This window comes from Noviherbaspirillum malthae (assembly GCF_015352985.1).
Taxonomy (GTDB): domain Bacteria; phylum Pseudomonadota; class Gammaproteobacteria; order Burkholderiales; family Burkholderiaceae_D; genus Noviherbaspirillum; species Noviherbaspirillum malthae.
Genome location: NZ_JACYXF010000002.1, coordinates 412,522 through 435,204, shown reverse-complemented (window position 1 = coordinate 435,204; position 22,683 = coordinate 412,522). Strand labels below are relative to the sequence as shown.

Below are 22,683 nucleotides of genomic sequence, written 5' to 3'. Positions count from 1 at the left end.
GGTGCAAAGCGAGGTGCGGTTGCGGCTTGATGGCAGCTTGTTGCGCATCTGAAAAAGCTTTGGCAAGTTGCTGCTGCAAGCATGCCCGGACGCTTCAAGGCTTCAGGAAACGCTGGACGCCTTCCTTCTGGATGACATCGCCCCAGGACTCGATGTGATAGATCTCTCCCACCTTGTGCAGGTTCACGCCGAATTCTTCCCGCAGGCGCATCACGTCATGATCGATGGCCTCCCGCTTGTGGCTGGTCAGGTCTGCAATAGCCGCTGTCGTCGGACGCTCGAGCAGGTCGATTGCGGAAAGAAGGACGAACAGTTTTCGGGCATCGTTGTCGGGATACTGAGGAACGCCAAACTGGTTTTTCGGAAAGCTCATGACACATCTCCGTCGTTGCGTTGTTCAAGCCTCATCCCTGATCATCGCTAGCCGCCGCTCCCCGCAAGGCGGAATGACTCGGTCTTCTCCCGAGCAGCTTCGCGGCTCATGACGCCCATGCTGACCAGCATGGCGACCGCGCCCTCGAGACGGCCCAGCGCCCGGTCGTCGCCCAGTCTGGCGCGCGCCGTTTCCGTACGGGCAGCAAGTTCCCGGAAGGCTTCGTTCAGCGCGCCGTGGGCGCGACTGGTCACGGCCACATGCCCCTGGTCGGCCACTTCCTTCGGACTCTTGGTGTAATACGCCAGCAAATCCTGAATGCGCTTGGCGCGCGAGCGCGACAAGCCCAGTTCGGAAATCAGGGTCTGCTCGAGTTCCGCGATCGCATCGCCGAGTTCTTCCGCTGTCTTGCCGAGATGTACCAGCCTGAAACGGTGCGGTGCGAGTTCGGTAATCAGCTTTTCGATGGCATTGACCATGCGCATTTCATCCAGTTCACGTTCGTTCCGGCTGCTTTGCGGCATACCGGCCGCAAGGCGCTCGGCGAGCCACTGGCTGAAGTCGGGCGGCATGGTTCCAGGACGGCTGCGCAGCCACTCGATGGACATGCGTCTGTATTCTTCGTCCAGCCGTTGCTGCAGGATGTCGTCGAGCGGGATTGTGATGGAGGGCATGGATACAAGGAATTAACGGAACTGCGAGGCCATAGTTGCGCTCGCATCAAACGGCAGCCGGCACAAAGCAAAACCGCAAAAAGTGCAAAAAACAGCATGCGCCTCTTGCGGCATGTGCAGGCTTTCGTATTGTAAGCCGCCGCTGACCTGCCGCACCAGTGCGGTTTTGACGGGCGCAGCCTGAAAAAAAGCCTATGGATTGCGTAAAAATTGCAGGTCGATGCCGGCATTTTGCCAAATTGAAGGAATGATAAGAGCGAAGCGAGCGATCTCACCGCAGGCACGTTTTTCGCTGCCGCCTTCATGGAAAGGAGTGTCGAAATGAAATACCGCCTGAAAAGACTGTCCGAACAGGTCATCGTGATCACCGGCGCCACCAGCGGCATCGGACTGACCACCGCCCGCAAGGCTGCCCAGCGCGGCGCGAGGCTGGTGCTGGTAGCGCGCAACGAAGATGCCCTGAAACAACTGAATTTCGAACTGACCAAGAAGGGCAGCGAGGTACTGCATGTCGTTGCGGATGTCGGCATCGAAGAAGACGTCAGGCGCGTCGCGCGCTCGGCGGTCGAACGTTTCGGCGGATTCGATACCTGGATCAACAATGCCGGCATCTCCATCTTCGGCCGCAACGAGGATATTTCCCTCGAAGACCAGCGCCGGCTGTTCCAGACCAATTTCTGGGGCGTGGTCTACGGTTCCCTGGCTGCGGTTGAACACATGAAGGAACAGGGCGGGGCCATCATCAACCTGGGCAGCGAGGTGTCGGACCGCGCCGTGCCGCTGCAAGGCATGTATTCCGCTTCCAAGCATGCGGTCAAGGGGTTCACCGATTCGCTCAGGCTGGAACTGGAAGCCGACAATCTGCCGATCTCGGTCACGCTGATCAAGCCCGCCGCCATCGACACCATGTTCGTCGAACACGCGAAGAATTACATGGAAGTGGAGCCCAAGCTGCCGGCGCCGATCTACGCGCCGGAAGTTGCCGCGGACGCAATTCTCCATGCGGCAGAAAATTCCAAGCGCGACATCTTCGTCGGCGGCGCGGCCAAGTTCGTGTCCGCCACCGCGCACTATGCGCCGGGACTCATGGACAGCGTGATGAAGCGCTTCATGTTCAAGCAGCAGCAGACCAGCATACCGGCCCGCGACCGCACCCAGAACAGTCTCTACAACCCCGGTTCCGACCTGCAGCAGCGCCAGGGCTATTCCGGCCATGTCTTCGAATCGAGCCTCTACACCAAGGCTTCCTATCATCCGAAAACGATAGCGACGGTATTGGCGGCCGGCCTGGTCATTGCGGCCTGGTGGCGCCTGCGCGAGACCGCACCTTCGCGTGAAGAACCGGATAGGGCTTATCTGCCCGAGGACGGGCAGCAGGAAATGCCAGGCGCCTCATACGCCTCGTACTAAAGCTGAACAAAGCTAAAGGAATAAGGAACGTCATGTCCAATCTGACCCATGAACAAACCGCCGAGCTGCGGAAGATGCTTGACGAGCGCTATGCCGCGCTCAATGACGAAGTGCACCGCGAAGTAAATGAAAAGGACGAGTTCATCGAAGTGGCTTCCGAGGTGCCCGATCCCGGCGATGCCTCGTTCGCCAATCTAGCGGTCGACCTCGGCAATGCCGCAGTCACCCGCGACCTTGCCGAACTGCGCGCCATCGAAGCGGCGCGCGGCCGCATGGAAAACGGCATGTACGGCGACTGCGTCGATTGCGAAAACGAAATTCCGTTCGAGCGCCTGAAGGTGCAGCCGACTGCGGAACGCTGTGCCCCTTGCCAGGAGCAATACGAGAAAACGCATGCCGACATGCAACGCGGCGCCACGCTCTAAGCCAGCTGGCGCAAAGCCGGCCGTCGCCGCAAGGCCGGTATTTTCGGTCCCGCGGCGTGCCGCAAGACGAGCACGCAACTCTTGTTCGCCGTAAAATCGTAGCGGATTGGAAAACGACAAGGGAAAACCATGGATGCCGCACTACGCGATACCCTGCTGAACATGCCGAAGGCCGAGCTGCACATGCACATCGAGGGCTCGCTCGAACCGGAACTCATCTTCGCGCTGGCCGAGCGCAACCGGGTCAGGCTCAATTACGCGTCGGTCGAGGAATTGCGCACGGCATATGCCTTCAAGGACCTGCAGTCATTTCTCGACATCTACTACGCGGGCGCCAGCGTGCTCCTGACCGAGCAGGACTTCTACGACATGACGCGCGCCTATCTGCAGCGCGCCCATGAGGACAATGTCCGCCACACTGAACTCTTCTTTGATCCGCAGACGCATACCGAACGCGGCGTGGACTTCGGGACGGTCGTCAACGGCATAGACCGCGCCCTGCAGGATGCCCGCAAGGAGTGGAGCCTGAGCGGCGCACTCATCATGTGCTTCCTGCGTCATCTTTCCGAGGAAGAGGCGTTTGCCACGCTGGAACAGGCGCTGCCTTATCGTGACAAGTTCATCGGCGTCGGGCTCGACTCTTCCGAGCGCGGCCATCCGCCGGAGAAATTCGCGCGCGTGTTCGAGCGCTGCAGGGAGCTCGGCCTGCATCTGGTCGCCCACGCCGGCGAGGAAGGTCCGCCGGAATACATCCGGACCGCGCTCGACCTGCTGAAGGTGGAGCGCATCGATCACGGCGTGCGCTGCCTGGAGGATGCCGAGCTGACCGCCCGCCTGGCGCGGGACAGGGTTCCGCTGACCGTCTGTCCATTGTCCAACGTCAAGCTGAGAGTCTTCGACAAGGCGGCCGACCATAATTTGGTCAGGTTGCTTGACGCCGGCCTGGTCGTCACTGTCAATTCGGATGATCCCGCCTATTTCGGCGGCTACGTCAACGACAACTTCATCCAGATGTTCGAGGCGCTGCCGCTTGGCAGGGAACATGCATACCAGATGGCTCACAACAGCTTTTCGGCGTCATTCCTCGGCGACGCGGAAAAGCGAAAATACCTGGACGAAGTTGACGCCTTTTTCGGCCGATGATGGGCGCCGGCGCCGACATGGGACCGATACGGCATCAATGCAGGAGTGAGAAGGGGCAAACGAGCACGGAGGCTCCATGACTGAAACGCTTTCCGCGGCGGCACTGGCTGGTGGCCTGTCCTGGGCCAGCGGCATACGTTTATACATGACGCTGTTCATTGCCGGGCTGTTCGGCCGTTCCGGCTGGATCGACCTTCCTCCGGCGCTCGAAGTGCTGCAGTCGCCATGGGTCATCGGCGCCACCGGCATTCTTCTCATCATTGAATTTCTGGCCGACAAGGTGCCCGGCATCGATTCCGCCTGGGATGCAGTCCAGACCTTCATCCGCGTGCCGGCCGGAGCGGTGCTCGGCGCGGCCGCGCTGGGCGAGATGGGGCCCGAATGGTCCGCAATTGCCGCGCTGCTCGGCGGCACCTTTGCAGCGGGCGCGCATATCACCAAGGCTGGAAGCCGTGCCCTGATCAATACCTCGCCGGAGCCGTTCAGCAACTGGGCGGCTTCATTTTCGGAAGACGTGGTAGTGATGGCCGGCCTTTGGGCCGCCTTCTTCCATCCGTGGCTGCTGGCTGTTTTCCTGATTGTCTTCTTCGTCGCCGCTCTCTGGCTGCTGCCCAAGCTGTGGCGCGGCTTGCGGTGGCTGTTCAGAAAGCTGAGTACCTGATGCTTCAGAATGCATTGAGAATGACCCGCCGCGACTGGCGGGCGGGGGAGTTGCGCTTCCTGCTGGTGGCGCTCATCGTGGCGGTCGCCTCGCTGTCCTCGGTAGGCTTCTTCACCGACCGCATGCGCACCGGCCTCAACCGGGACGCACATCAGCTTCTGGGCGGCGACCTGGTCGTCAATGCCGACCAGCCCATCAGCGAAGCGTGGCGGGAAGAGGCGCGGCGGCAAGGCCTGGCCATGGCCGATACGGTGACCTTTCCCAGCATGGCTTCGGCCGGGGAAGGGGACGACACCCTGTCACAGCTGGCATCGATCAAGGCGGTCGGCGCCGGTTATCCGCTGCGCGGCAGCCTCAAGCTTGCCGATACGGCGGGCGGCGATGACATTGCGGCCAAGGATATTCCTGCTTCGGGAACCGTCTGGGTCGACAAGAGCATCCTGGTATCGCTCGATATTCCCGTCGGCGGCACGCTGCGGCTCGGCGACAAGGCCTTCCGCGTGGACCGTGTCATTTCGGTGGAGCCGGACCGGGGCGCCGGCTTCCTGAGCTTTGCACCGAGGGTCATGCTGCCGCTGTCCGATCTGGCTGCGACCAACCTCATCCAGAACGGCTCGCGCGTGATCTACCGCCTGCTGCTTGCAGGCAAGCCGGCCGACGTCACCGCCTATCAGGGCTGGCTCAGGCAGCAGATGGATCGCAATAACGTGCGCGGCGTGCGCGTGGAGTCGCTGGAATCCGGCCGCCCGGAGATGCGCGCCACCCTGGACAGGGCAGAGCAGTTCCTGTCGCTGGTCGGGCTGCTGTCGGCCATGCTGGCGGCGATCGCGGTGGCCATGGCGGCGCGGCGCTTCATGCTCCGGCACATCGATGCGTGCGCCATGCTGCGCTTCCTGGGCCTGACGCAGAACCAGGTCACCATGATGTACCTGATCGAATTCGCCGTGATCGGACTGATCGGAAGCGTGATCGGTGCGGCGCTCGGCTATGCGGCCCATTTCCTGCTGCTCGAATGGCTGGGCAAGCTGGTGGCAACCGAACTCCCGCCGGCCAGCTGGCTGCCGGCGGTGCAGGGTGTCGCCACGGGAATGCTGCTGCTGATCGGTTTCGCCGTGCCGCCCATCCTCCAATTGCGCAACGTGCCGCACAACCGCGTGATCCGGCGCGAACAGGATGCGCCGCAACCCGTTACCGTCGCCACCTACGCGCTCGGCCTCTTGGCCTTCATCGCGCTGCTGCTGTGGGAAGCGGGCAATATCAAGCTGGGCCTGCTGACCGCCGCAGGATTTCTCGGCGGCCTGGCGCTGTTCGCTCTGGTCGGCTGGCTTGGCGTGCGTTCGCTGCGCTTCCTGCGCGGCGGCATCAATCATCCAAGCTGGCGTTTCGCGATCACGGCCTTGCAGCGGCGTACCGGTGCCACCGTGGTGCAGGTGGTTGCGCTCTCGCTGGGACTGATGGCGCTGCTGCTGCTGACCGTCATCCGCGGCGACCTAGTCGAAGCCTGGCGCAATTCGACGCCGCCGGACGCGCCGAACCGTTTCGTCATCAATATCCAGCCGGAGCAGAAGACCGACATCGAGAATCTGCTGCAGGCCAATGCGGAGGGCAGGCCGCTGCTGTTCCCCATGATCCGCGGCCGTCTCGTCCAGATCAACGACAAGGTCATCGCCAGCGACACCTATGTCGAAGACCGCGCCCGTCGTCTGGTGGACCGCGAATTCAATCTCTCGACCATGCATGCGATGCCGCCCCAGAACCGGATCTCCGCCGGGAAATGGTTCGACGACAGCGCACCGGAAGCCTCCGTGGAAGAGGGCCTGGCCAAGACCCTCGGACTCAAGCTCGGAGACAGGCTGCGCTTCGACATCGCCGGGCAGCAGGTCGAGGCCCGCGTGACCAGCCTGCGCAAGCTGGAGTGGGGCTCGATGCAGGTCAACTTCTTCGTGATTCTCAATCCGGCACTGATGAAAGACCTGCCGCATACCTGGATCACCGCCTTCCACCTGCCGCAGCAGAAGGCGGGACTGGACAACCGGCTTGCGCGAGACTATCCGAACCTGACCGTGGTGGATATCGGCAGCATCATCCGCCAGGTGCAGTCGGTGATCGACCAGGTGATCGTCGCCGTCGAATTCCTGTTCATGTTCACGCTGGCCTCCGGCGTGCTCGTGCTGTATGCCGCATTGGTCGGTTCCCAGGACGAGCGCATTCGCGAATCCGGATTGCTGCGTGCGCTGGGCGCGACGCGCTCGCAGCTGTCTCAGGCGCAGTGGATAGAATTCGCCCTCGTAGGCAGCCTGGCCGGCGCGCTTGCCGCCACCGGCGCGGCCGCGGTCGGCTGGACGCTGGCGCGGCAGGTCTTCAATTTCGAATGGAGCTTCAGCCCCATCGTGTGGCTCGCAGGTCTGTTCGCCGGCGCTGTCTGCGCATTCATTGGGGGATGGGCGGGCCTGCGCAACGTACTGAATCAGCCGCCGCTGCAAACCTTGCGGGGCAGCTGACCTCGCAAGCATATCGCTGTCAGTTCATGGAGCGGCCGTGCGGTGACATCAAGCATCGCACGGCTTTCCTTCTTCCTTTCCCTTCCATCTGCATTCTCCGCAGGCGGTCACAAGAGCCTGCTTCCTCCAAGCTTCGCAGTTTCCTGCCGCAAATTTCCTCACCTGCAAAGCGCCATTTCTTAATCAAGATTAAGCCGCGCCGCGGTACCGGGTGCTTTTGCGCAAGGTTTCCACGCTGACTCTCTCCTATCTTGTCATCAATGCTCTTTCCGGCGTGGCAAAGCATTTTTTAAGCGTCGGCAAGGGTATTTCGGATCCATGCAACGCCTAAAGAGACCGCAGTTTCATATCTCATTTCGCGTTGATGCTCGTCAAAACAAGGACCAAGAGGAAACGTAGAGTTGTATATCAGATAAGTTATTGATGGTTTGGGGCAACAAAAAAGATTATGCGGAGCAACAGATAACTTCGCCGCCGCGGTGCCGAAAGCCGCTCAGGAGCGTATCGCCGTACTAAAAAACCGGTAGGGCCTGCAGGGAAAACCGGAACAGGCTTTCTTCAATTCGCAATTGCCATCCCTCGTCGTGGCGGTTGGTACTAATCATGTGGAGTCATCATATGCAGTTCAATAAGAAGGCATCTCTGAAACGATGGAGTGCAGCGCTCCTGCTGCCATGGTTCGCGGCAGGCTGCGCATCGGTCGCGCCAGGCCTGCATTTCAATAAAAGGGATCATGCGTCCGGTTACAGTGCGTCCAGTTCCTCCAATGCCGGCACCAGCGCTGGCGCCGGCGACGAAATGACCGATGCCGTGCTCAAGCCGATCACTCCGCAGCTCGTCAAGGCCGAACGCGACATGCGCGAGAAGCAGGTCACACAGGACATCACCAAGCTCCTCGGCAAGCCGGAACCGTATGCCATCGATACCGGTGACGTTCTCTCGATCGTCGTCTGGGATCATCCCGAACTGTCGAATTCCGCAACGGTCGCCACCGGCGTTCAGGCCGGGCTCGGCGCCGATGCATCGACTTCGGCAACGACCGCTCCGCCCGCAGGCTTTATCGTCGACCATGACGGCATGATCCAGTTCCCGTATGCCGGTCCGCTCAAGGTCGCAGGCCTGACTCAGGATCAGGCCCGCAATCAGCTCACCTCCAAGCTCAGCAAGTATCTCAAGCAGCCAAAGGTGACGCTGCGCGTGCAGTCCTATCGCAGCAAGCGGGTCTACGTGGACGGCGAAGTGAAGAACCCCGGCCTGCAAGCCATCAATGACATTCCGATGACCCTGGTGGAAGCTCTCAACCGCGCCGGCGGCGTGCTGCCGACCGGCGACCAGAGCCAGGTGGTAGTCAATCGCAATGGCGTGAACTACCAGATCAATCTTCCGCAACTCGTTCAACGAGGCGTCAACCCCGGCAGCATCATGCTGGCCAACGGCGACGTGGTGCGCGTACGCTCGCGTGACGAAAGCAAGGTATTTGTCTCCGGCGAGGTGGTCAGCCCCAGGGCGCTGCCGATGTACAACGGCCGCCTGACGCTGAATGAAGCGCTTGGCGAATCGGGCGGCATCAACCCCCTGTCCGGCGACGGCAGCCAGATCTATGTCGTGCGCAAGAACGGCACCGACCAGGTCGTCTACCAGCTTGACGGACGTTCGCCCGGCGCAATGGCAATGGCAGAAGGCTTTGAACTCTCACCGAAGGACGTGGTGTACGTGGCGGCGACACCGCTTGCCAACTGGCATCGCGCCATCAGCCTGATCCTGCCGGGTGCACTGTCATCGGCAGTCGGTGCATCCCGTCCGGTGAAGTGATTTTCTTCTTCCGATGTAGTCGTGTCCGGGCAATCCGGGGCAGGCTCTGCCGCGGATTGCCGGAGAGGGAGAGGTGCATGACCGCAGTCGGAAGCGGGTGGAATCAAGCCAACACGGAGCCAATACAACAGCCTCGTTCATATACGTACAAACACTAAGCAGATAAACCTTATGATGACCCATAACATACCTCCTCAGCTGACCGGGCCCGCCCGCGTCGAAGATAATGAAGTGGAGCTGGCCGGCTACCTCGACGTCCTGTGGGAAAGCCGGTGGCTGATTGCGACGATCGCCATCGTCGCGACGCTGCTGGCGGGGGCGTATGCGTTCCTGACCAAGCCGGTCTACCAGTCCAACATGCTGATCCATGTGGAAGAGGAAGGCCAGAAGGCGCCCACCAACATCGTCGGCGACCTCAACGCCATGTTCGACGTGAAGACCTCCGCGCTTGCAGAGATGGAGCTGCTGCAGTCGCGTCTCGTCGTCTCCCGCGCGACGGACAACCTGCGCCTCTATATCAGCGCCAGCCCCAAGTACTTCCCGGGCATCGGCAGCTGGATCGCCAGCAAGAACAAGAACCTGTCGAATCCGGGCCTGTTCGGCTACGGCGGCTATGCATGGGGCGCGGAGAAGATCAACGTCTCCACATTCAACGTGCCTGACCAGCTGCTCAACCGCGAGTTCGTCGTGACGGCGGAAGGCGGCGGCAATTTCCGCCTGACGCAGAAGGATGCCGACATCGACCTCAAGGCCAAGGTTGGCGAGACTGCCATTTTCGAACTGCCCACCGGCACGATCGAAGTGCGCATCAACCAGCTCGACGGCAAGCCGGGCACGGAATTCCTGATGACACGCGCTTCCCGCCTGGCCACGATCGAAGGCATCCAGAACGCAATGAAGGTAGAAGAGCTGGGCGGCAAGCAGTCGGGCGTCATCGGCGTCAGCCTGCAGGGTCCGAACCCGGTCATGATCAACAGCGTGCTGTCCGAGATCGGCAAGGAGTATGTGAAGCAGAATGCCGCACGCAAGACAGAAGACGCCGAAAAATCCCTGGCCTACCTGAACAAGCAGCTGCCTGAAATCAAGACTCAGCTGGAGCAGGCCGAAGCCAAGTACAACGCCTTCCGCAATGCCAACGGCACGGTGGACCTGGGCGAGGAATCCAAGCTGAGCCTGCAGCAATCCTCCGCAGCAAAGCTGAAGAAGATGGAACTGCAGCAGAAGAAGATCGAACTGCTGGCCCGTTATACCGAAGATCACCCCACAGTGCAGGGCATCGACAGCCAGATCAGGGAGATCAATGGCCAGATCAATTCGGTCAATGACCATATCAAGCAGCTGCCGCAGATCGAGCAGAACCTGCTGCGCCTGCAGCGCGAAGTGAAGGTCAATACCGACCTCTATACCCAGCTGCTCAACACTGCACAGCAGCTGCGCCTGGTTACTGTCGGCAAGGTCAGCAACGTCCGCCTCGTGGATACACCGATGATGGCAGAGCGTCCGGTCAAGCCCAACCGTCCGGTAATCATCGCTCTCGGCCTGATGGCTGGTCTGTTCCTGGGTATCGTAGCTGCGTTCTTCCGCAAATCCCTGGCTGGCGGCATCGACTCTCCCGAGAAGCTCGAAGCGATTGCAGGCGTGCCGGTATTCGCCACCATCCCGCACAGCAAGAAGCAGAAGGAGCTGTATCAGCAGGTCAGCGCCAAGCATCAGAAGGTACCGCTGCTGGCCAATGTTTCATCGACCGACGTCGCCGTGGAAAGCCTGCGCAACTTCCGTACCGCTCTGCAGTTCTCGCTGCCGAAGTTCAAGAACAACATCGTTCTCATCAGCGGCGCGACTCCGGGCATGGGCAAGTCCTTCGTCTCGGCCAATCTGGCTGCCATCATGGCCGCCACCGGCAAGAAGGTACTGCTGATCGATGCCGACCTGCGCAACGGCCTGCTGCACCTGTACTTCGGCTTCGGCCGCCATGACGGCCTGTCGGATGCGATCGCCGGCGCACGCCGCCTGGATCAGGTGATTCATCACAACGTGATCGACAACATGGACTTCATCACGACCGGCACCTTGCCGCAGCATCCGTCCGAGCTGCTGCTGCGCCCGAACTTCGGCGCCTTCCTGCAAGAACTGTCGTCGCGTTATGACCTCGTGCTGATCGATGCACCGCCTATCCTGGCTGTCGCTGACACCATGATCATCGGTGCCCATGCTGGCGCCATCTACATCATGACCCGTGCCGGCGTCACGACACCTGGCGAGATCAACGAGTCGATGAAGCGCCTGGCGCAGGCCGGACTCGAAGCCAAGGGCGTGCTGTTCAACGACCTCAAGGTTCGCCCGGGCCGTTATGGCTACGGCTACTCCTACGGACGCAACGGCTACAACCAGCGCTCTGCAGGCAACACGCCGCTGATCGAAGCATCGTAATCGCACCATGCCGTGTGCAGGTGCCGGAAGGGGTGACATCGTTCGCCTCCTGCGGTAACCGGCTCACGGCATTTTTCTTTTCAGTCCCCATTCATTCCTATATTGGTCATATACAACGTGGTTAATCTTTCCCAAAGCATCTTCAAGGCATACGACATCCGCGGCATCGTCGGCAAGACACTCGATATCGGCGTTGCGCGTCAGATCGGACAGGCATTCGGCACGGCCGCGCGCATCAAGGGCGAGCAAACGGTGGTCATCGGCCGCGATGGCCGCCTCTCCGGACCCGAACTCTCTACGGCACTGGCCGCCGGCCTGCAGCGCGCAGGCGTCAATGTCATCGACCTCGGCGTGGTCGCCACGCCGATGCTGTACTTCGCAACCCATGTGCTCAGTGGAGAAAATGCGACCCAGTCCGGCATCATGGTCACCGGCAGTCACAACCCGCCCGACTACAACGGCTTCAAGATGGTGCTCGCCGGCGAAGCCATCTACGGCGATGCCATCCAGGGCCTGTACCAGACCATCGTCAAGGGTGACTTCGCCCAGGGCAGCGGCAGCTACCGCACCCACGACATCAGGCAGGCCTATCTCGAGCGCATCACCAGCGATGTGAAGCTCTCGCGCAAGATGAAGATCGCCGTCGACTGCGGCAACGGCGTGGCCGGCGCCTTCGCCCCCGAGCTCTACAAGGCCATGGGCTGCGAGGTCGTCGAACTGTTCTGCGAAGTCGACGGCAACTTCCCCAACCACCATCCCGATCCCGCCCATCCGGAAAACCTGCAGGACCTCATCCGCTGCCTGCAGGAGACCGATGCCGAGATCGGCCTGGCCTTCGACGGTGACGGCGACCGCCTCGGCGTGGTCACCAAGGACGGCCAGATCATCTATCCCGACCGCCAGCTGATGCTGTTCGCCGCCGACGTGCTGACCCGCCATCCGGGCAAGGAAATCCTCTACGACGTCAAGTGCACCCGGCATATCGGGCCCTGGGTGAAGCAGCACGGCGGCGTGCCGCTGATGTGGAAGACCGGGCATTCGCTGGTCAAGGCCAAGCTGCGCGAAACGGGCGCGCCGCTGGGCGGGGAGATGAGCGGGCATGTGTTCTTCAAGGACCGCTGGTACGGCTTCGATGACGGCCTGTATGCGGGCGCACGCATGCTGGAGCTGCTGTCGCGCCTGGACGATCCGTCGGCGGTGCTCAATGCCTTGCCGCAGTCGAGCAGCACGCCGGAGCTGCACCTGCACCTGGAAGAGGGCGAGAACGTGTCGCTGATTGCGAAGCTGCAGCAGGAGGCGAAGTTTGCCGATGCCGAGGAGATCGTGACGATCGACGGCTTGCGGGTGGAGTATGCGGACGGTTTCGGTCTGGCGCGCTCGTCGAACACGACGCCGGTGGTGGTGATGCGTTTCGAGGGCGAGTCGCAGGAAGCGCTGGCGCGCATCCAGAACGACTTCAAGCGCGCCATTCTTGCCGTCAAACCCGACGCTGCACTGTCGTTTTGACGCTGCCTCTACGGCATCGATGAAGATTTTCTAACTTACGTCAAAGTGAAGTAACGAAAGGCAATCTATCTTGAATACAGCACACCAACATTTGGTGACACAACAAGGGTACCTGGCCGTCAAGTCAAGTTGGCGGCGGACACGGTAAGGGAGCTGCGCGCCGGCATGGCTGGGAGTGTGGCGCAATTCAGGGAAATTATTTATTTGACGGAAGAAAAACAACAATGTTTATCGATACCCGACAAGTTGAACAAGGCGCCGTGACAGAAAGCACGGTTTGCATCATCGGCGGTGGCGTTGCCGGAATTACTCTGGCAATGGAGCTGGACAAGCAGGGGATAGACGTCGTTCTGCTGGAAAGCGGTGGCTTCAAGCCCGACGACGGCACGCGCGATCTGTACCGCGGCGAAGATGTCGGCGAATGGCGCTACAACTTCGCCGACGGCAGCCGCAGCCGCTTCCTCGGCGGCAGCAGCAACTGCTGGGGCGGCTGGTGCCGTCCCCTTGATCCCTGGGACTTCGAGAAACGCGACTGGGTCGATCACAGCGGCTGGCCGTTCGGGCTGAATGAAATGATGCCTTACTACGACCGTACGCACGCGCTGCTGAAGCTGGGTCCGAACAATTTCGACCCGGACTTCTGGGAGCGGTCCATCGGCCGTCCCGATGTGCGCCGCATGCCGCTGGTGTCGGGCAAGGTACGCGATACCATTTCGCAGTTCAGCCCGCCGGCGCGCTTCGGCAAGATGTATCGCGAGACGCTGCAGAATTCCAAGCGCATCCGCGTTTATCTCTATGCGAATGCCACCAACATCGATACCGACAGCAGTGCGCAGAACGTGTCGCGCATCCAGGTCGCCACGCTGACAGGCAAGCGCATGGAAGTCAAGGCGCGCTTCTACGTGCTGGCCACGGGCGGCATTGAAAATGCGCGCCTGCTGCTGGCATCGAACAAGGTGCAAGCAGCAGGACTCGGCAACGGCAACGATCTGGTGGGCCGCTTCTTCATGGACCATCCGCGCCTGTTGACCGGCAATATTCGCTTCACCAAGGAGTGGTCGCGCAACAAGCTCTCCGACGTCAAGTACCACTACATGAATGCCGCAGTGGCTGCGCATGGAACCCATGTCGCTCACCAGTTCGCATTGACGCCGGAAACGCTCAAGGAAGAAGGCATCCTCAATGCGCGCGTCTGGTTCAATTCCATTTTCCCGGGCGAGGGCAGCGAAGGCGCGCTGGCACTTTTCCGCATCAAGCAAGCCTTGCTGCAGAAGGACCAGCAGGACTGGAGCTTGACCAAGGATCTCCTCACCATGGTCGGTCATCCGCTCGACACGCTCGGTTACGGATACACCCGTCTGTTCCAGCCGCGCTGGTTGATTCAGGGTGTGAAGTTCCAGCTCATCGTCGAGCCAGAACCGGATCCGAACAGCCGCGTCATGCTCTCGCCGTCGCAGAAGGACCAGCTCGGCATGAATCGCGTGCGCGTCGACTGGAGGCTGACATCGAAAGTGCAGCGTACCTTCGACCGTACCCTGCAAATCCTTGCCGACGACATGCGCCGCAGCGGCGTGGCGCAGGTCGAGCTCGATCCTTCGATCGAAGGCAAGAAGTGGCCTTCGGATCTCGAGGGTACCTGGCATCACATGGGCACCACGCGCATGCATGATTCGCCCAAGCAGGGCGTGGTCGACCGCAATTGCAAGGTGCATGGCATGAGCAATCTGTTTGTCGCCGGCAGCTCGGTCTTCCCGACCTGCGGCGCCAACTTCCCGACCATCACGCTGGCCGCTCTCGCATTCAGGCTTTCCGAGCATCTGGTGCGCGAAGTGAAGCGTCCGACCGCCGACCTGGCGATGGAGGCCGCATAGCCACAGTGAATTTCTAAACCACACAGCCAGACGGAATCCGCGAATGGAAGGCATGTCCTCTACAGAGGACTGCCCTCCAGGGAGACTCTCATCCTTCCGGTTTGCATGGGCCTTGCCTTCGCCATCGTCTGACATGCCGATCAACTGTAACTATCGGAACTCCGATCATGTCGACACACAAAACCATCCTCGTTACCGGCGCCGCCGGCTACATCGGTTCGCACACCTGCGTGGAGCTGCTCGCGGCAGGGCATTCCGTCATCGCACTGGATAACCTGTGCAACAGCTCGCCGGAGTCGCTGCAACGAGTCGAGAAAATTACCGGCCATCTGATTCCATTCTATGAGGCCGACATCCGCGACCGCGTCGCCTTGAATGCCTTGCTGAAGACGCATCGCATCGATGCGGTCATTCATTTTGCGGGCTTGAAAGCAGTCGGTGAATCCGTGAGCCAGCCGTTGTCCTACTTCGAGAACAATGTCGGCGGCACGGTGACACTGCTTCAGGCGCTGGGTGAAGCAGGCGTAAAGAATTTCGTATTCAGCTCGTCCGCCACCGTCTACGGAGATCCGGAATCCGTGCCGATTCGCGAAGACGCCCGCCTGTCGACCACCAATCCTTACGGCCGTTCCAAGCTGATGGTCGAACAGGTACTCGAAGACCTGGGCAAGTCCGATCCTTCCTGGTCGATCGGCGTGCTGCGCTACTTCAACCCGGCAGGTGCGCATCCCAGCGGTCTGATCGGCGAGGATCCGCGCGGCATTCCCAACAATCTGATGCCCTACATCGCCCAGGTTGCGGTCGGCCGCCGCGAAAAGCTTTCCGTGTTCGGCAACGATTATCCGACGCCCGACGGCACCGGCGTGCGCGATTACATCCATGTGGTCGATCTCGCACAGGGTCATGTCGCCGCACTGAGAGAAATTTTCCGAAACGGCCGCAGCTTCACCGTCAACCTCGGCACGGGGCAGGGCTACAGCGTGCTGGAAATGGTGCGTGCCTTCGAACTCGCCAGCGGCCGCCGCGTGCCCTACGAGATCACTGCGCGCCGCCCCGGCGACATCGCCACCTGCTATGCCGATCCCATGAACGCATGGAATGTGCTCGACTGGCGCGCGCGCAAGGGACTGGAGGAAATGTGCGCCGACCATTGGCGCTGGCAGAGCCTGAATCCCAGCGGATTCCAGGTCGAGCCCAGCATCAAGGCAGCTTGATCATGTGTCCTGCGTCGATTCGCCAGCCTGGCGGCATCCGAGGAGAGACGTCATGGGCTTGAGGAGACTGGTCACGCGCGGCATTTTGGTCGCTGCACTTTCTACATTTGGCGTCGCCGCGTGCGGAGAAGAGCCCAGCTTCAGCAAGCAAACCCTGGCTGCAGCCGACAAGTTGGCGAAGGAAGGCAAGACTGCCAAGAAAAGCAGCGTACGCAGCCCCTTCGGTCAGAATGCCGACGACTACGTGCTGACCTTTGCCGACGAGTTCGACACCCTCAACCCCAGAATCTGGAACGACCATATCTGGTATGAGCGTTCTCATCCGATCAAGAATTACACGGTGGAGGACGGCAAGCTCAAGATCTGGCCGCAGCGCGACGCCTCCGGCAAGTTCTTCAACCGAACTCTCGACACCGACGGCAAATTCGAACAGCGCTACGGCTATTTCGAGATCGAGGCCAAGCTGACGAAGGGGAAGGGTACATGGCCGGCGTTCTGGCTGTTCGCTCATCCCGACAAGCGCCGGCCGGAGATCGATATCATGGAAGCGTATCCCGGCGGAGAAGCGCCCTGGGGATACACCGACGGGGACGGTGTTTCTCGTCCGACTGCTTACGGAGTCACCGTATGGCATGACGAAGGCGTCAAGGCAGGCGATCTTCAATATGATGTCGGCAAGGATCTGTCGGCCCGCTTTCATCGCTATGCGGTCAAGTGGGAGCCCGACCGCCAGACCTTCTATTTCGACGGCAAGCCCATTCATACTGTCGAGGCCAAGATGAACGACAGCATGTACATCATCCTGGACCTCTGGTTCGGAAGTTCCAGCGGCGATCCGGATGAAAGCACGCCGCAAGGCAAGTCGAATTCATTTGAGGTCAACTACGTGCGCGCGTGGCAAATGAAGCGTTTCATGAACCAGTAGCGCGTTGTACTTTATATGCCCTTATCGTCGGGGCACCTTGAATGCCGCATGCGGGATGGTGCGGCATTCGTTTTTTTGGCTGGCTTTATATTTTCGTCGCCGCGATTTTGTAACCAGCTTTCCATCCGGGTCGACAGGGTCCATCCCGCGACAGTACTGCGGCCAGCATTGTTGAATGCTGCATGAATAGCCTTTCCCTCTCAAGCGCCTGCTGACTGAATACGTCTGGCAATCTCCTCTGCATGACGCGACGGCGCATTGTTATAAAAGCATGAGGCGATCCCGCAGCCGTTCTTAAATTTCACATCTGGAGATCCTTATAGCTTCTTTAAAATCGCCGTCGAATCTGCCGAGCAAGCTTAATAAAATGCTTAGGTAATATTTCTACACGAAGAACAATTTGTTACATATCGTCTAAAAATTTTTCAAAGGTACCGGAACCATTTCTTCATAGAAATGCTCTGAAGAAACTCTTGTTGCCTACAAGCACGAGCGTTATCTATTTCAGACGGGGACTACCTTGACACATACATCATTCAACCGCTTCTCGGCATCCGCACTTTCGTGCGCCGCCGCCGTTCTCCTTGCTGCCTGCGGAGGCGGTTCCAACGACAGTACTGCTGAAGGCAGTTCCGCACAAAGCAGCACAATGCTGCCTGAAGTAACGGTCAGCACCACCAGCTGGACACGCTGCGCTGTCGAAAATGCCACCTGTAACTTCACAGGGTCCAAGACCGTGCGCTACGGCCTCGGCGACAAGTGGGCAACCCGCACCGTGACCGGTCCTGTTGCTTGCAGCAATTCCATTTTCGGTGATCCGTATCCTGGCGCGGACAAGGTCTGCGAAGTGGCGACGACAACGGCTGCGCCCGCACCGGCCCCAGCTCCGGCCCCAGCTCCGACCCCGGCCCCCGCGCCTGCACCGGCACCTGCTCCGGTCTCCACCACAACCTGGACCCGCTGCGCCACCGAGTGGGGCACCTGCAATTTCTCCGGCACGAAGTCCGTACGTTACGGCCTGAACGGACGCTGGGCTACGCGCACCGCTACCGGATCGATCGCTTGCAACAACAATGTGTTCGGTGATCCGTATCCTGGCGCAGACAAGGTCTGCGAAGTCGCGACGACAACCACAACTCCGGCACCCGCACCCGCACCCGCACCCGCACCCGCACCCGCACCCGCACCCGCACCCGCACCCGCACCCGCACCCGCACCCGCACCCGCACCCGCACCCGCACCGGCACCAACCCCGGCCCCCGCACCTGCGCCGGCACCAGCGCCCAGCAACACTGCAACCTGGACGCGCTGCGCTACCGAATGGGGTACCTGTAATTTCTCCGGCACCAAGTCCGTACGTTATGGTTTGAACGGAAATTGGGCTACACGCACCGCGACCGGAACGATCGCCTGCAATAACAATGTGTTCGGTGATCCGTATCCGGGTGCCGACAAGGTTTGCGAAGTTGCATCGACTACGACCACAGCACCAGCGCCGGCACCTGCACCTGCACCGGCTCCGACGCCTGCCCCGGCACCCGCGCCAGCACCTGCACCGTCGACTGGAGCCGTCATGCCTTACGGCCAATCGTCGACTGCCTATACGCTGACCTTCTCCGAAGAGTTCAACTCCTATAACACCAGCGTCTGGAACGACCACATCTGGTACGAGTCCTCCAACGCCACCAAGAACTACACCGTCGAGGACGGCAAGCTCAAGATCTGGCCGCAGCGCGATGCCTCGGGCAACTTCTTCAACCGCACCATCGACACCGACGGCAAGTATTACCAGACCTACGGCTACTTCGAGATGGAAGCCAAGCTGCCTTACGGTAAAGGCACCTGGCCAGCGTTCTGGCTGTTCAACCACGAAGCCGGCGCCCACCCGTATCGTCCGGAAATCGACATTCTGGAAGCCTATGCCGGCGGCGGTCCCAACAGCGGCTGGTCCGATTCTGCGCTGCGCCCGACCGCATTTGCATCGACCGTCTGGCCCAACGGTATCGAAGGCGGTCCTCACGCAGGTTCCAAGACGTTCCAGAACCTGGGCGATCTGTCAGCCGGCTTCCACAAGTATGCAGTGAAGTGGGAACCGAACAAGATCACGTTCTACTTTGACGGCAAGGAGATGTATAGCGTCAATGCGAGCATGAGCAACCGCATGTACATGATTCTGGACCTGTGGTACGGCAGCGCCTCGGGCACGCCGGACAACAGCACGCCGCAGGGCAAGTCGAACTCCTTCGAAGTCAACTATGTGCGTGCCTGGCAGTTCAAGTAATGCTGGTTGGTGATGATGGCAAACCATCCAGTTGAGGCTGTTTAATTACTGGATTAGTCGGCTGACAACTCGCCATTGATGAAAAGACCGGGTCATCGACCCGGTCTTTTTTATTTGGCAAGTCCATACGCTTGGAACGCATCCATATTTGCGTTTGGTTCATTCCAGGCAACAAGTAAAGAGGTCTGTTTCGCAATTAATTTTTTAAATTTCCAAGTTTTGTTTTCATCTATGCAGCAGAACGAAACATATTGCTAACGGAAAGAATAAAACATTGCTCATTTTTAAGAAAAAAATCCCGAAAAATTGATGATTGCCGGAACCATTTTCTTTGGGAAACGCTCTGACACGTACTTGCTGATGAGCATCATTGGCTACCATCAATTAAACGCAAAAGGAATGACAATGTTTAAATCTTCTCTGCATCGCCTGACAATTTCCACACTGTGTTGCGCTTGCACAACGGTTCTTTTGGCAGCATGCGGCGGCGGTGGCGGAGCCGATGCGCCTGCAACAGAGACAACAACTCTGTCTGCGAATGCACAAGTACAGTCCGGAGTGGCTACATCCGCGACAACTGAAACAACACAAGCGACTGTAGAAGCAGCAGCGCCTGCAGCAACACCTTCTGCTTCCATTCCCGAGGTTACTCAACCGGCAAAAGCTGAAGCGCCGACTCCTTATGGTCAAGACGCGAATCTTTATACGCTGAGTTTCTCCGACGAGTTCGACTCGTATAACAGCAACCTCTGGAATGATCACATCTGGTACGAGTCCTCCAACGCCACCAAGAACTACACCGTCGAAGACGGCAAGCTCAAGATCTGGCCGCAGCGCGATGCCTCGGGCAACTTCTTCAACCGCACCATCGACACCGACGGCAAGTATTACCAGACCTACGGCTACTTCGAGATGGAAGCCAAGCTGCCTTACGGTAAAGGCACCTGGCCAGCGTTCTGGCTGTTCAACCACGAAGCCGGCGCCCACCCGTATCGTCCGGAAATCGACATTCTGGAAGCCTATGCCGGCGGCGGTCCCAACAGCGGCTGGTCCGATTCTGCGCTGCGCCCGACCGCATTTGCATCGACCGTCTGGCCCAACGGTATCGAAGGCGGTCCTCACGCAGGTTCCAAGACGTTCCAGAATCTGGGCGATCTGTCAGCCGGCTTCCACAAGTACGGCGTGAAGTGGGAACCGAACAAGATCACGTTCTACTTTGACGGCAAGGAGATGTACAGCGTCAATGCGAGCATGAGCAACCGCATGTACATGATTCTGGACCTATGGTACGGCAGCGCCTCGGGCTCGCCGGACGACTCGACTCCGCAAGGCAAGGGAAATTCGTACGAAGTCAACTACGTGCGTGCCTGGCAGTTCAAGTAATCGAGAAAACACAAGTGGAATACCTGCGCTGCAGGCAGCGCATTCAAAAGTAGCATGTGACGCGGCTTGGTTGCTCGCGTTTTTAAGGCTGGCGATATCGGATCGCCGGCCTTTTTTTAATCTGGTGAAGCTTAATTTCAATTTTCATTTATCGCAGATCCGTTGCGGTACAGCCCTTCAACTGCCTCGTGCTGAAGATTGCTTGCGGCTATTCCTGCTGGCTCTCGCACACCAATCTCTCCAAGCCTGCACAATCGCTTGGCGCCACCTTGAACAAACACCTGACGGACATTTCTGCCCCTGCCTTCTTCGCTCGGACTTAAGGAAGCTTCTTTATTAAAGCTTCGAAGGTTTGTTAATCATGAAATCAAGGTTGGCCAAAAGGCTAGAAGCAAAAGTAACGTAAGCCAAGAACCCATAAATTGTTGTGTGTTAACTACAAAAAAGCTTCCTTTGGGCAAAAATAAATGCAGTTTCTTGACAATTTCCAGGAACCAATTCCGGTAAGCAATGCTCTGATGAAACGTTGCCGCTTGGAATAAGCGCACGCCTTCAAACGAACTGTGGGGACTTACCATGAAAAATACGAACTCTTACCGCCTCTCGATCTCTTCGCTCGCATCCGCATGTGCCGCTGTTCTGCTGGCAGCTTGCGGCGGCGGAGGCTCCGCTGAATCGACCACGGCAGCACAGACTACCGTCACCGCAGAACAGGCACAAATTGTCGCTGCAGCGGACACCTCTGCAAGCAGCACATCAAGCGTCACTGTACAGCCGGCTGAAACCGCAGCCGTCGACGCCGCAACAGGAACTCAGCCATCCGCCAATCCGGTCGATGCAGGCACCACGAACGAGACAGCACCGAGCCCGGTCAGCGAGAATTCCCCCGCAACATCCACGCCTGCTCCGGCACCCGCACCGGCGCCTGCTCCGACACCCGCACCGACGCCTGCCCCGGCACCCACGCCTGCTCCGGCGCCTGCAGCCGTCATGCCTTACGGCCAATCGTCGACTGCCTATACGCTGACCTTCTCCGAAGAGTTCAACTCCTATAACACCAGCGTCTGGAACGACCACATCTGGTACGAGTCCTCCAACGCCACCAAGAACTACACCGTCGAGGACGGCAAGCTCAAGATCTGGCCGCAGCGCGACGCTTCGGGCAACTTCTTCAACCGCACCATCGACACCGACGGCAAGTATTACCAGACCTACGGCTACTTCGAGATGGAAGCCAAGCTGCCTTATGGCAAAGGCACCTGGCCAGCGTTCTGGCTGTTCAACCACGAAGCCGGCGCCCACCCGTATCGTCCGGAAATCGACATTCTGGAAGCCTATGCCGGCGGCGGTCCCAACAGCGGCTGGTCCGATTCCGCTTTGCGTCCGACGGCATTTGCATCGACCGTCTGGCCCAACGGTATCGAAGGCGGTCCTCACGCAGGTTCCAAGACGTTCCAGAACCTGGGCGATCTGTCGGCCGGCTTCCACAAGTATGCAGTGAAGTGGGAACCGAACAAGATCACGTTCTACTTTGACGGCAAGGAGATGTATAGCGTCAATGCGAGCATGAGCAACCGCATGTACATGATTCTGGACCTGTGGTACGGCAGCGCCTCGGGCTCGGCGGACAACAGCACGCCGCAGGGCAAGTCGAACTCCTTCGAAGTCAACTACGTGCGTGCCTGGCAGTTCAAGTAATGCGCATGCAATGAGTGACTGGCGAGCGGCGATGCAAGATCGTGCTGTTCGCTTCCATCCCTTTCATGCGCTCGTTGCTCGACACAACTGAAAGCGGAGAAAGGGGATGTGCTCCCTGAGAGTACATCATTCGTGACCGTCATTCATTCTTTATCTCATTGGGCCGGCTGAATAGCCGGCCTTTTTTTGCCTGTGCCCTTGCCCATGCGCGCAAGATGTCGGCACAAATACGACAGCTGGGCCTGCCGCATGCTGCGAGTGTCGGAATGCTAGCGATTCACTCGATGCGGAACGTAAGCAAGATAGCGCTGATCCCGTCGAAACTGCCTTGCGCAACAGTCTATTACCGGTAATCACTGAAGAGGTTGAGTAAGCT

General features: G+C 59.6%; 16 protein-coding genes. 14 read left to right on the top strand and 2 right to left on the bottom strand.

The features are described from left to right. Positions 1-94 precede the first annotated feature (94 nt). Positions 95-373 carry a hypothetical protein gene (locus IGW03_RS05800; protein ID WP_194721552.1) on the bottom strand — a complete coding sequence of 93 codons (279 nt, stop codon included), beginning with the start codon at positions 371-373 and terminating at the stop codon, positions 95-97. A 47-nt stretch (positions 374-420) separates the two neighbouring features. Beyond that, positions 421-1,047, bottom strand: a complete 627-nt coding sequence (locus tag IGW03_RS05795; RefSeq protein ID WP_194721551.1) for a hypothetical protein — start codon at positions 1,045-1,047, stop codon at positions 421-423. Positions 1,048-1,368: 321 nt separating this feature from the next. Here IGW03_RS05795 and IGW03_RS05790 point away from each other — a divergent pair, with 321 nt between their 5' ends. The 14 genes from IGW03_RS05790 to IGW03_RS37925 all read left to right on the top strand — a co-directional run bounded on the left by IGW03_RS05790 (position 1,369) and on the right by IGW03_RS37925 (position 22,307). Beyond that, complete coding sequence (locus IGW03_RS05790; RefSeq protein WP_194721550.1) at positions 1,369-2,457, top strand: SDR family oxidoreductase; 1,089 nt, start codon at positions 1,369-1,371, stop codon at positions 2,455-2,457. A gap of 32 nt (positions 2,458-2,489) precedes the next feature. Continuing rightward, entirely contained in the window at positions 2,490-2,882 is a 393-nt protein-coding gene (locus IGW03_RS05785; protein ID WP_194721549.1) for a TraR/DksA family transcriptional regulator, read from the top strand. 129 nt (positions 2,883-3,011) lie between these two features. Next, positions 3,012-4,025 carry an adenosine deaminase gene (locus IGW03_RS05780; protein ID WP_194721548.1) on the top strand — a complete coding sequence of 338 codons (1,014 nt, stop codon included), beginning with the start codon at positions 3,012-3,014 and terminating at the stop codon, positions 4,023-4,025. A gap of 76 nt (positions 4,026-4,101) precedes the next feature. After that, the gene (locus IGW03_RS05775; RefSeq protein WP_194721547.1) at positions 4,102-4,686 is read left to right on the top strand and encodes a DUF4126 domain-containing protein; all 585 of its coding nucleotides are present in this window, start codon (positions 4,102-4,104) and stop codon (positions 4,684-4,686) included. Further along, the gene (locus IGW03_RS05770; RefSeq protein WP_194721546.1) at positions 4,686-7,187 is read left to right on the top strand and encodes an ABC transporter permease; all 2,502 of its coding nucleotides are present in this window, start codon (positions 4,686-4,688) and stop codon (positions 7,185-7,187) included. The genes IGW03_RS05775 and IGW03_RS05770 overlap by 1 nt, the downstream gene beginning before the upstream one ends. Before the next feature lie 618 nt (positions 7,188-7,805). After that, on the top strand, positions 7,806-8,999 hold the full coding sequence (locus IGW03_RS05765) for a polysaccharide biosynthesis/export family protein (protein ID WP_194721545.1): 1,194 nt from the start codon (positions 7,806-7,808) through the stop codon (positions 8,997-8,999). Positions 9,000-9,170: 171 nt separating this feature from the next. Beyond that, positions 9,171-11,429 (top strand): polysaccharide biosynthesis tyrosine autokinase, encoded by a 2,259-nt coding sequence (locus IGW03_RS05760; RefSeq protein ID WP_228535077.1) that lies wholly within the window; start codon positions 9,171-9,173, stop codon positions 11,427-11,429. A gap of 117 nt (positions 11,430-11,546) precedes the next feature. Then, a complete protein-coding gene (locus tag IGW03_RS05755) occupies positions 11,547-12,935 on the top strand; it encodes a phosphomannomutase/phosphoglucomutase (protein WP_194721544.1) in 1,389 nt (462 codons plus the stop codon). A 224-nt stretch (positions 12,936-13,159) separates the two neighbouring features. Beyond that, positions 13,160-14,806: an FAD-dependent oxidoreductase gene (locus IGW03_RS05750; RefSeq protein ID WP_194721543.1), complete on the top strand. Its 1,647-nt coding sequence runs from the start codon at positions 13,160-13,162 to the stop codon at positions 14,804-14,806. 167 nt (positions 14,807-14,973) lie between these two features. Further along, positions 14,974-16,020: a UDP-glucose 4-epimerase GalE gene (gene galE, locus IGW03_RS05745; protein WP_194721542.1), complete on the top strand. Its 1,047-nt coding sequence runs from the start codon at positions 14,974-14,976 to the stop codon at positions 16,018-16,020. Positions 16,021-16,072: 52 nt separating this feature from the next. Next, positions 16,073-16,945, top strand: a complete 873-nt coding sequence (locus tag IGW03_RS05740; protein ID WP_228535073.1) for a glycoside hydrolase family 16 protein — start codon at positions 16,073-16,075, stop codon at positions 16,943-16,945. 649 nt (positions 16,946-17,594) lie between these two features. Continuing rightward, positions 17,595-19,226: a glycoside hydrolase family 16 protein gene (locus IGW03_RS37930; protein ID WP_228535071.1), complete on the top strand. Its 1,632-nt coding sequence runs from the start codon at positions 17,595-17,597 to the stop codon at positions 19,224-19,226. Between the two features lie 309 nt (positions 19,227-19,535). Next, positions 19,536-20,609, top strand: coding sequence for a glycoside hydrolase family 16 protein (locus IGW03_RS05730; RefSeq protein ID WP_228535069.1), 1,074 nt, complete (start codon positions 19,536-19,538; stop codon positions 20,607-20,609). A gap of 576 nt (positions 20,610-21,185) precedes the next feature. Next, a complete protein-coding gene (locus IGW03_RS37925) occupies positions 21,186-22,307 on the top strand; it encodes a glycoside hydrolase family 16 protein (protein ID WP_228535067.1) in 1,122 nt (373 codons plus the stop codon). Positions 22,308-22,683: the final 376 nt, after the last annotated feature.

Coding starts and splice junctions, on each gene's coding strand:
- IGW03_RS05800 (WP_194721552.1), bottom strand. CDS start 373: ATGAGCTTTCCGAAAAACCAGTTTGGCGTTCCTCAGTATCCCGACAAC.
- IGW03_RS05795 (WP_194721551.1), bottom strand. CDS start 1,047: ATGCCCTCCATCACAATCCCGCTCGACGACATCCTGCAGCAACGGCTG.
- IGW03_RS05790 (WP_194721550.1), top strand. CDS start 1,369: ATGAAATACCGCCTGAAAAGACTGTCCGAACAGGTCATCGTGATCACC.
- IGW03_RS05785 (WP_194721549.1), top strand. CDS start 2,490: ATGTCCAATCTGACCCATGAACAAACCGCCGAGCTGCGGAAGATGCTT.
- IGW03_RS05780 (WP_194721548.1), top strand. CDS start 3,012: ATGGATGCCGCACTACGCGATACCCTGCTGAACATGCCGAAGGCCGAG.
- IGW03_RS05775 (WP_194721547.1), top strand. CDS start 4,102: ATGACTGAAACGCTTTCCGCGGCGGCACTGGCTGGTGGCCTGTCCTGG.
- IGW03_RS05770 (WP_194721546.1), top strand. CDS start 4,686: ATGCTTCAGAATGCATTGAGAATGACCCGCCGCGACTGGCGGGCGGGG.
- IGW03_RS05765 (WP_194721545.1), top strand. CDS start 7,806: ATGCAGTTCAATAAGAAGGCATCTCTGAAACGATGGAGTGCAGCGCTC.
- IGW03_RS05760 (WP_228535077.1), top strand. CDS start 9,171: ATGATGACCCATAACATACCTCCTCAGCTGACCGGGCCCGCCCGCGTC.
- IGW03_RS05750 (WP_194721543.1), top strand. CDS start 13,160: ATGTTTATCGATACCCGACAAGTTGAACAAGGCGCCGTGACAGAAAGC.
- galE (WP_194721542.1), top strand. CDS start 14,974: ATGTCGACACACAAAACCATCCTCGTTACCGGCGCCGCCGGCTACATC.
- IGW03_RS05740 (WP_228535073.1), top strand. CDS start 16,073: ATGGGCTTGAGGAGACTGGTCACGCGCGGCATTTTGGTCGCTGCACTT.
- IGW03_RS37930 (WP_228535071.1), top strand. CDS start 17,595: ATGCTGCCTGAAGTAACGGTCAGCACCACCAGCTGGACACGCTGCGCT.
- IGW03_RS05730 (WP_228535069.1), top strand. CDS start 19,536: ATGATTGCCGGAACCATTTTCTTTGGGAAACGCTCTGACACGTACTTG.
- IGW03_RS37925 (WP_228535067.1), top strand. CDS start 21,186: ATGAAAAATACGAACTCTTACCGCCTCTCGATCTCTTCGCTCGCATCC.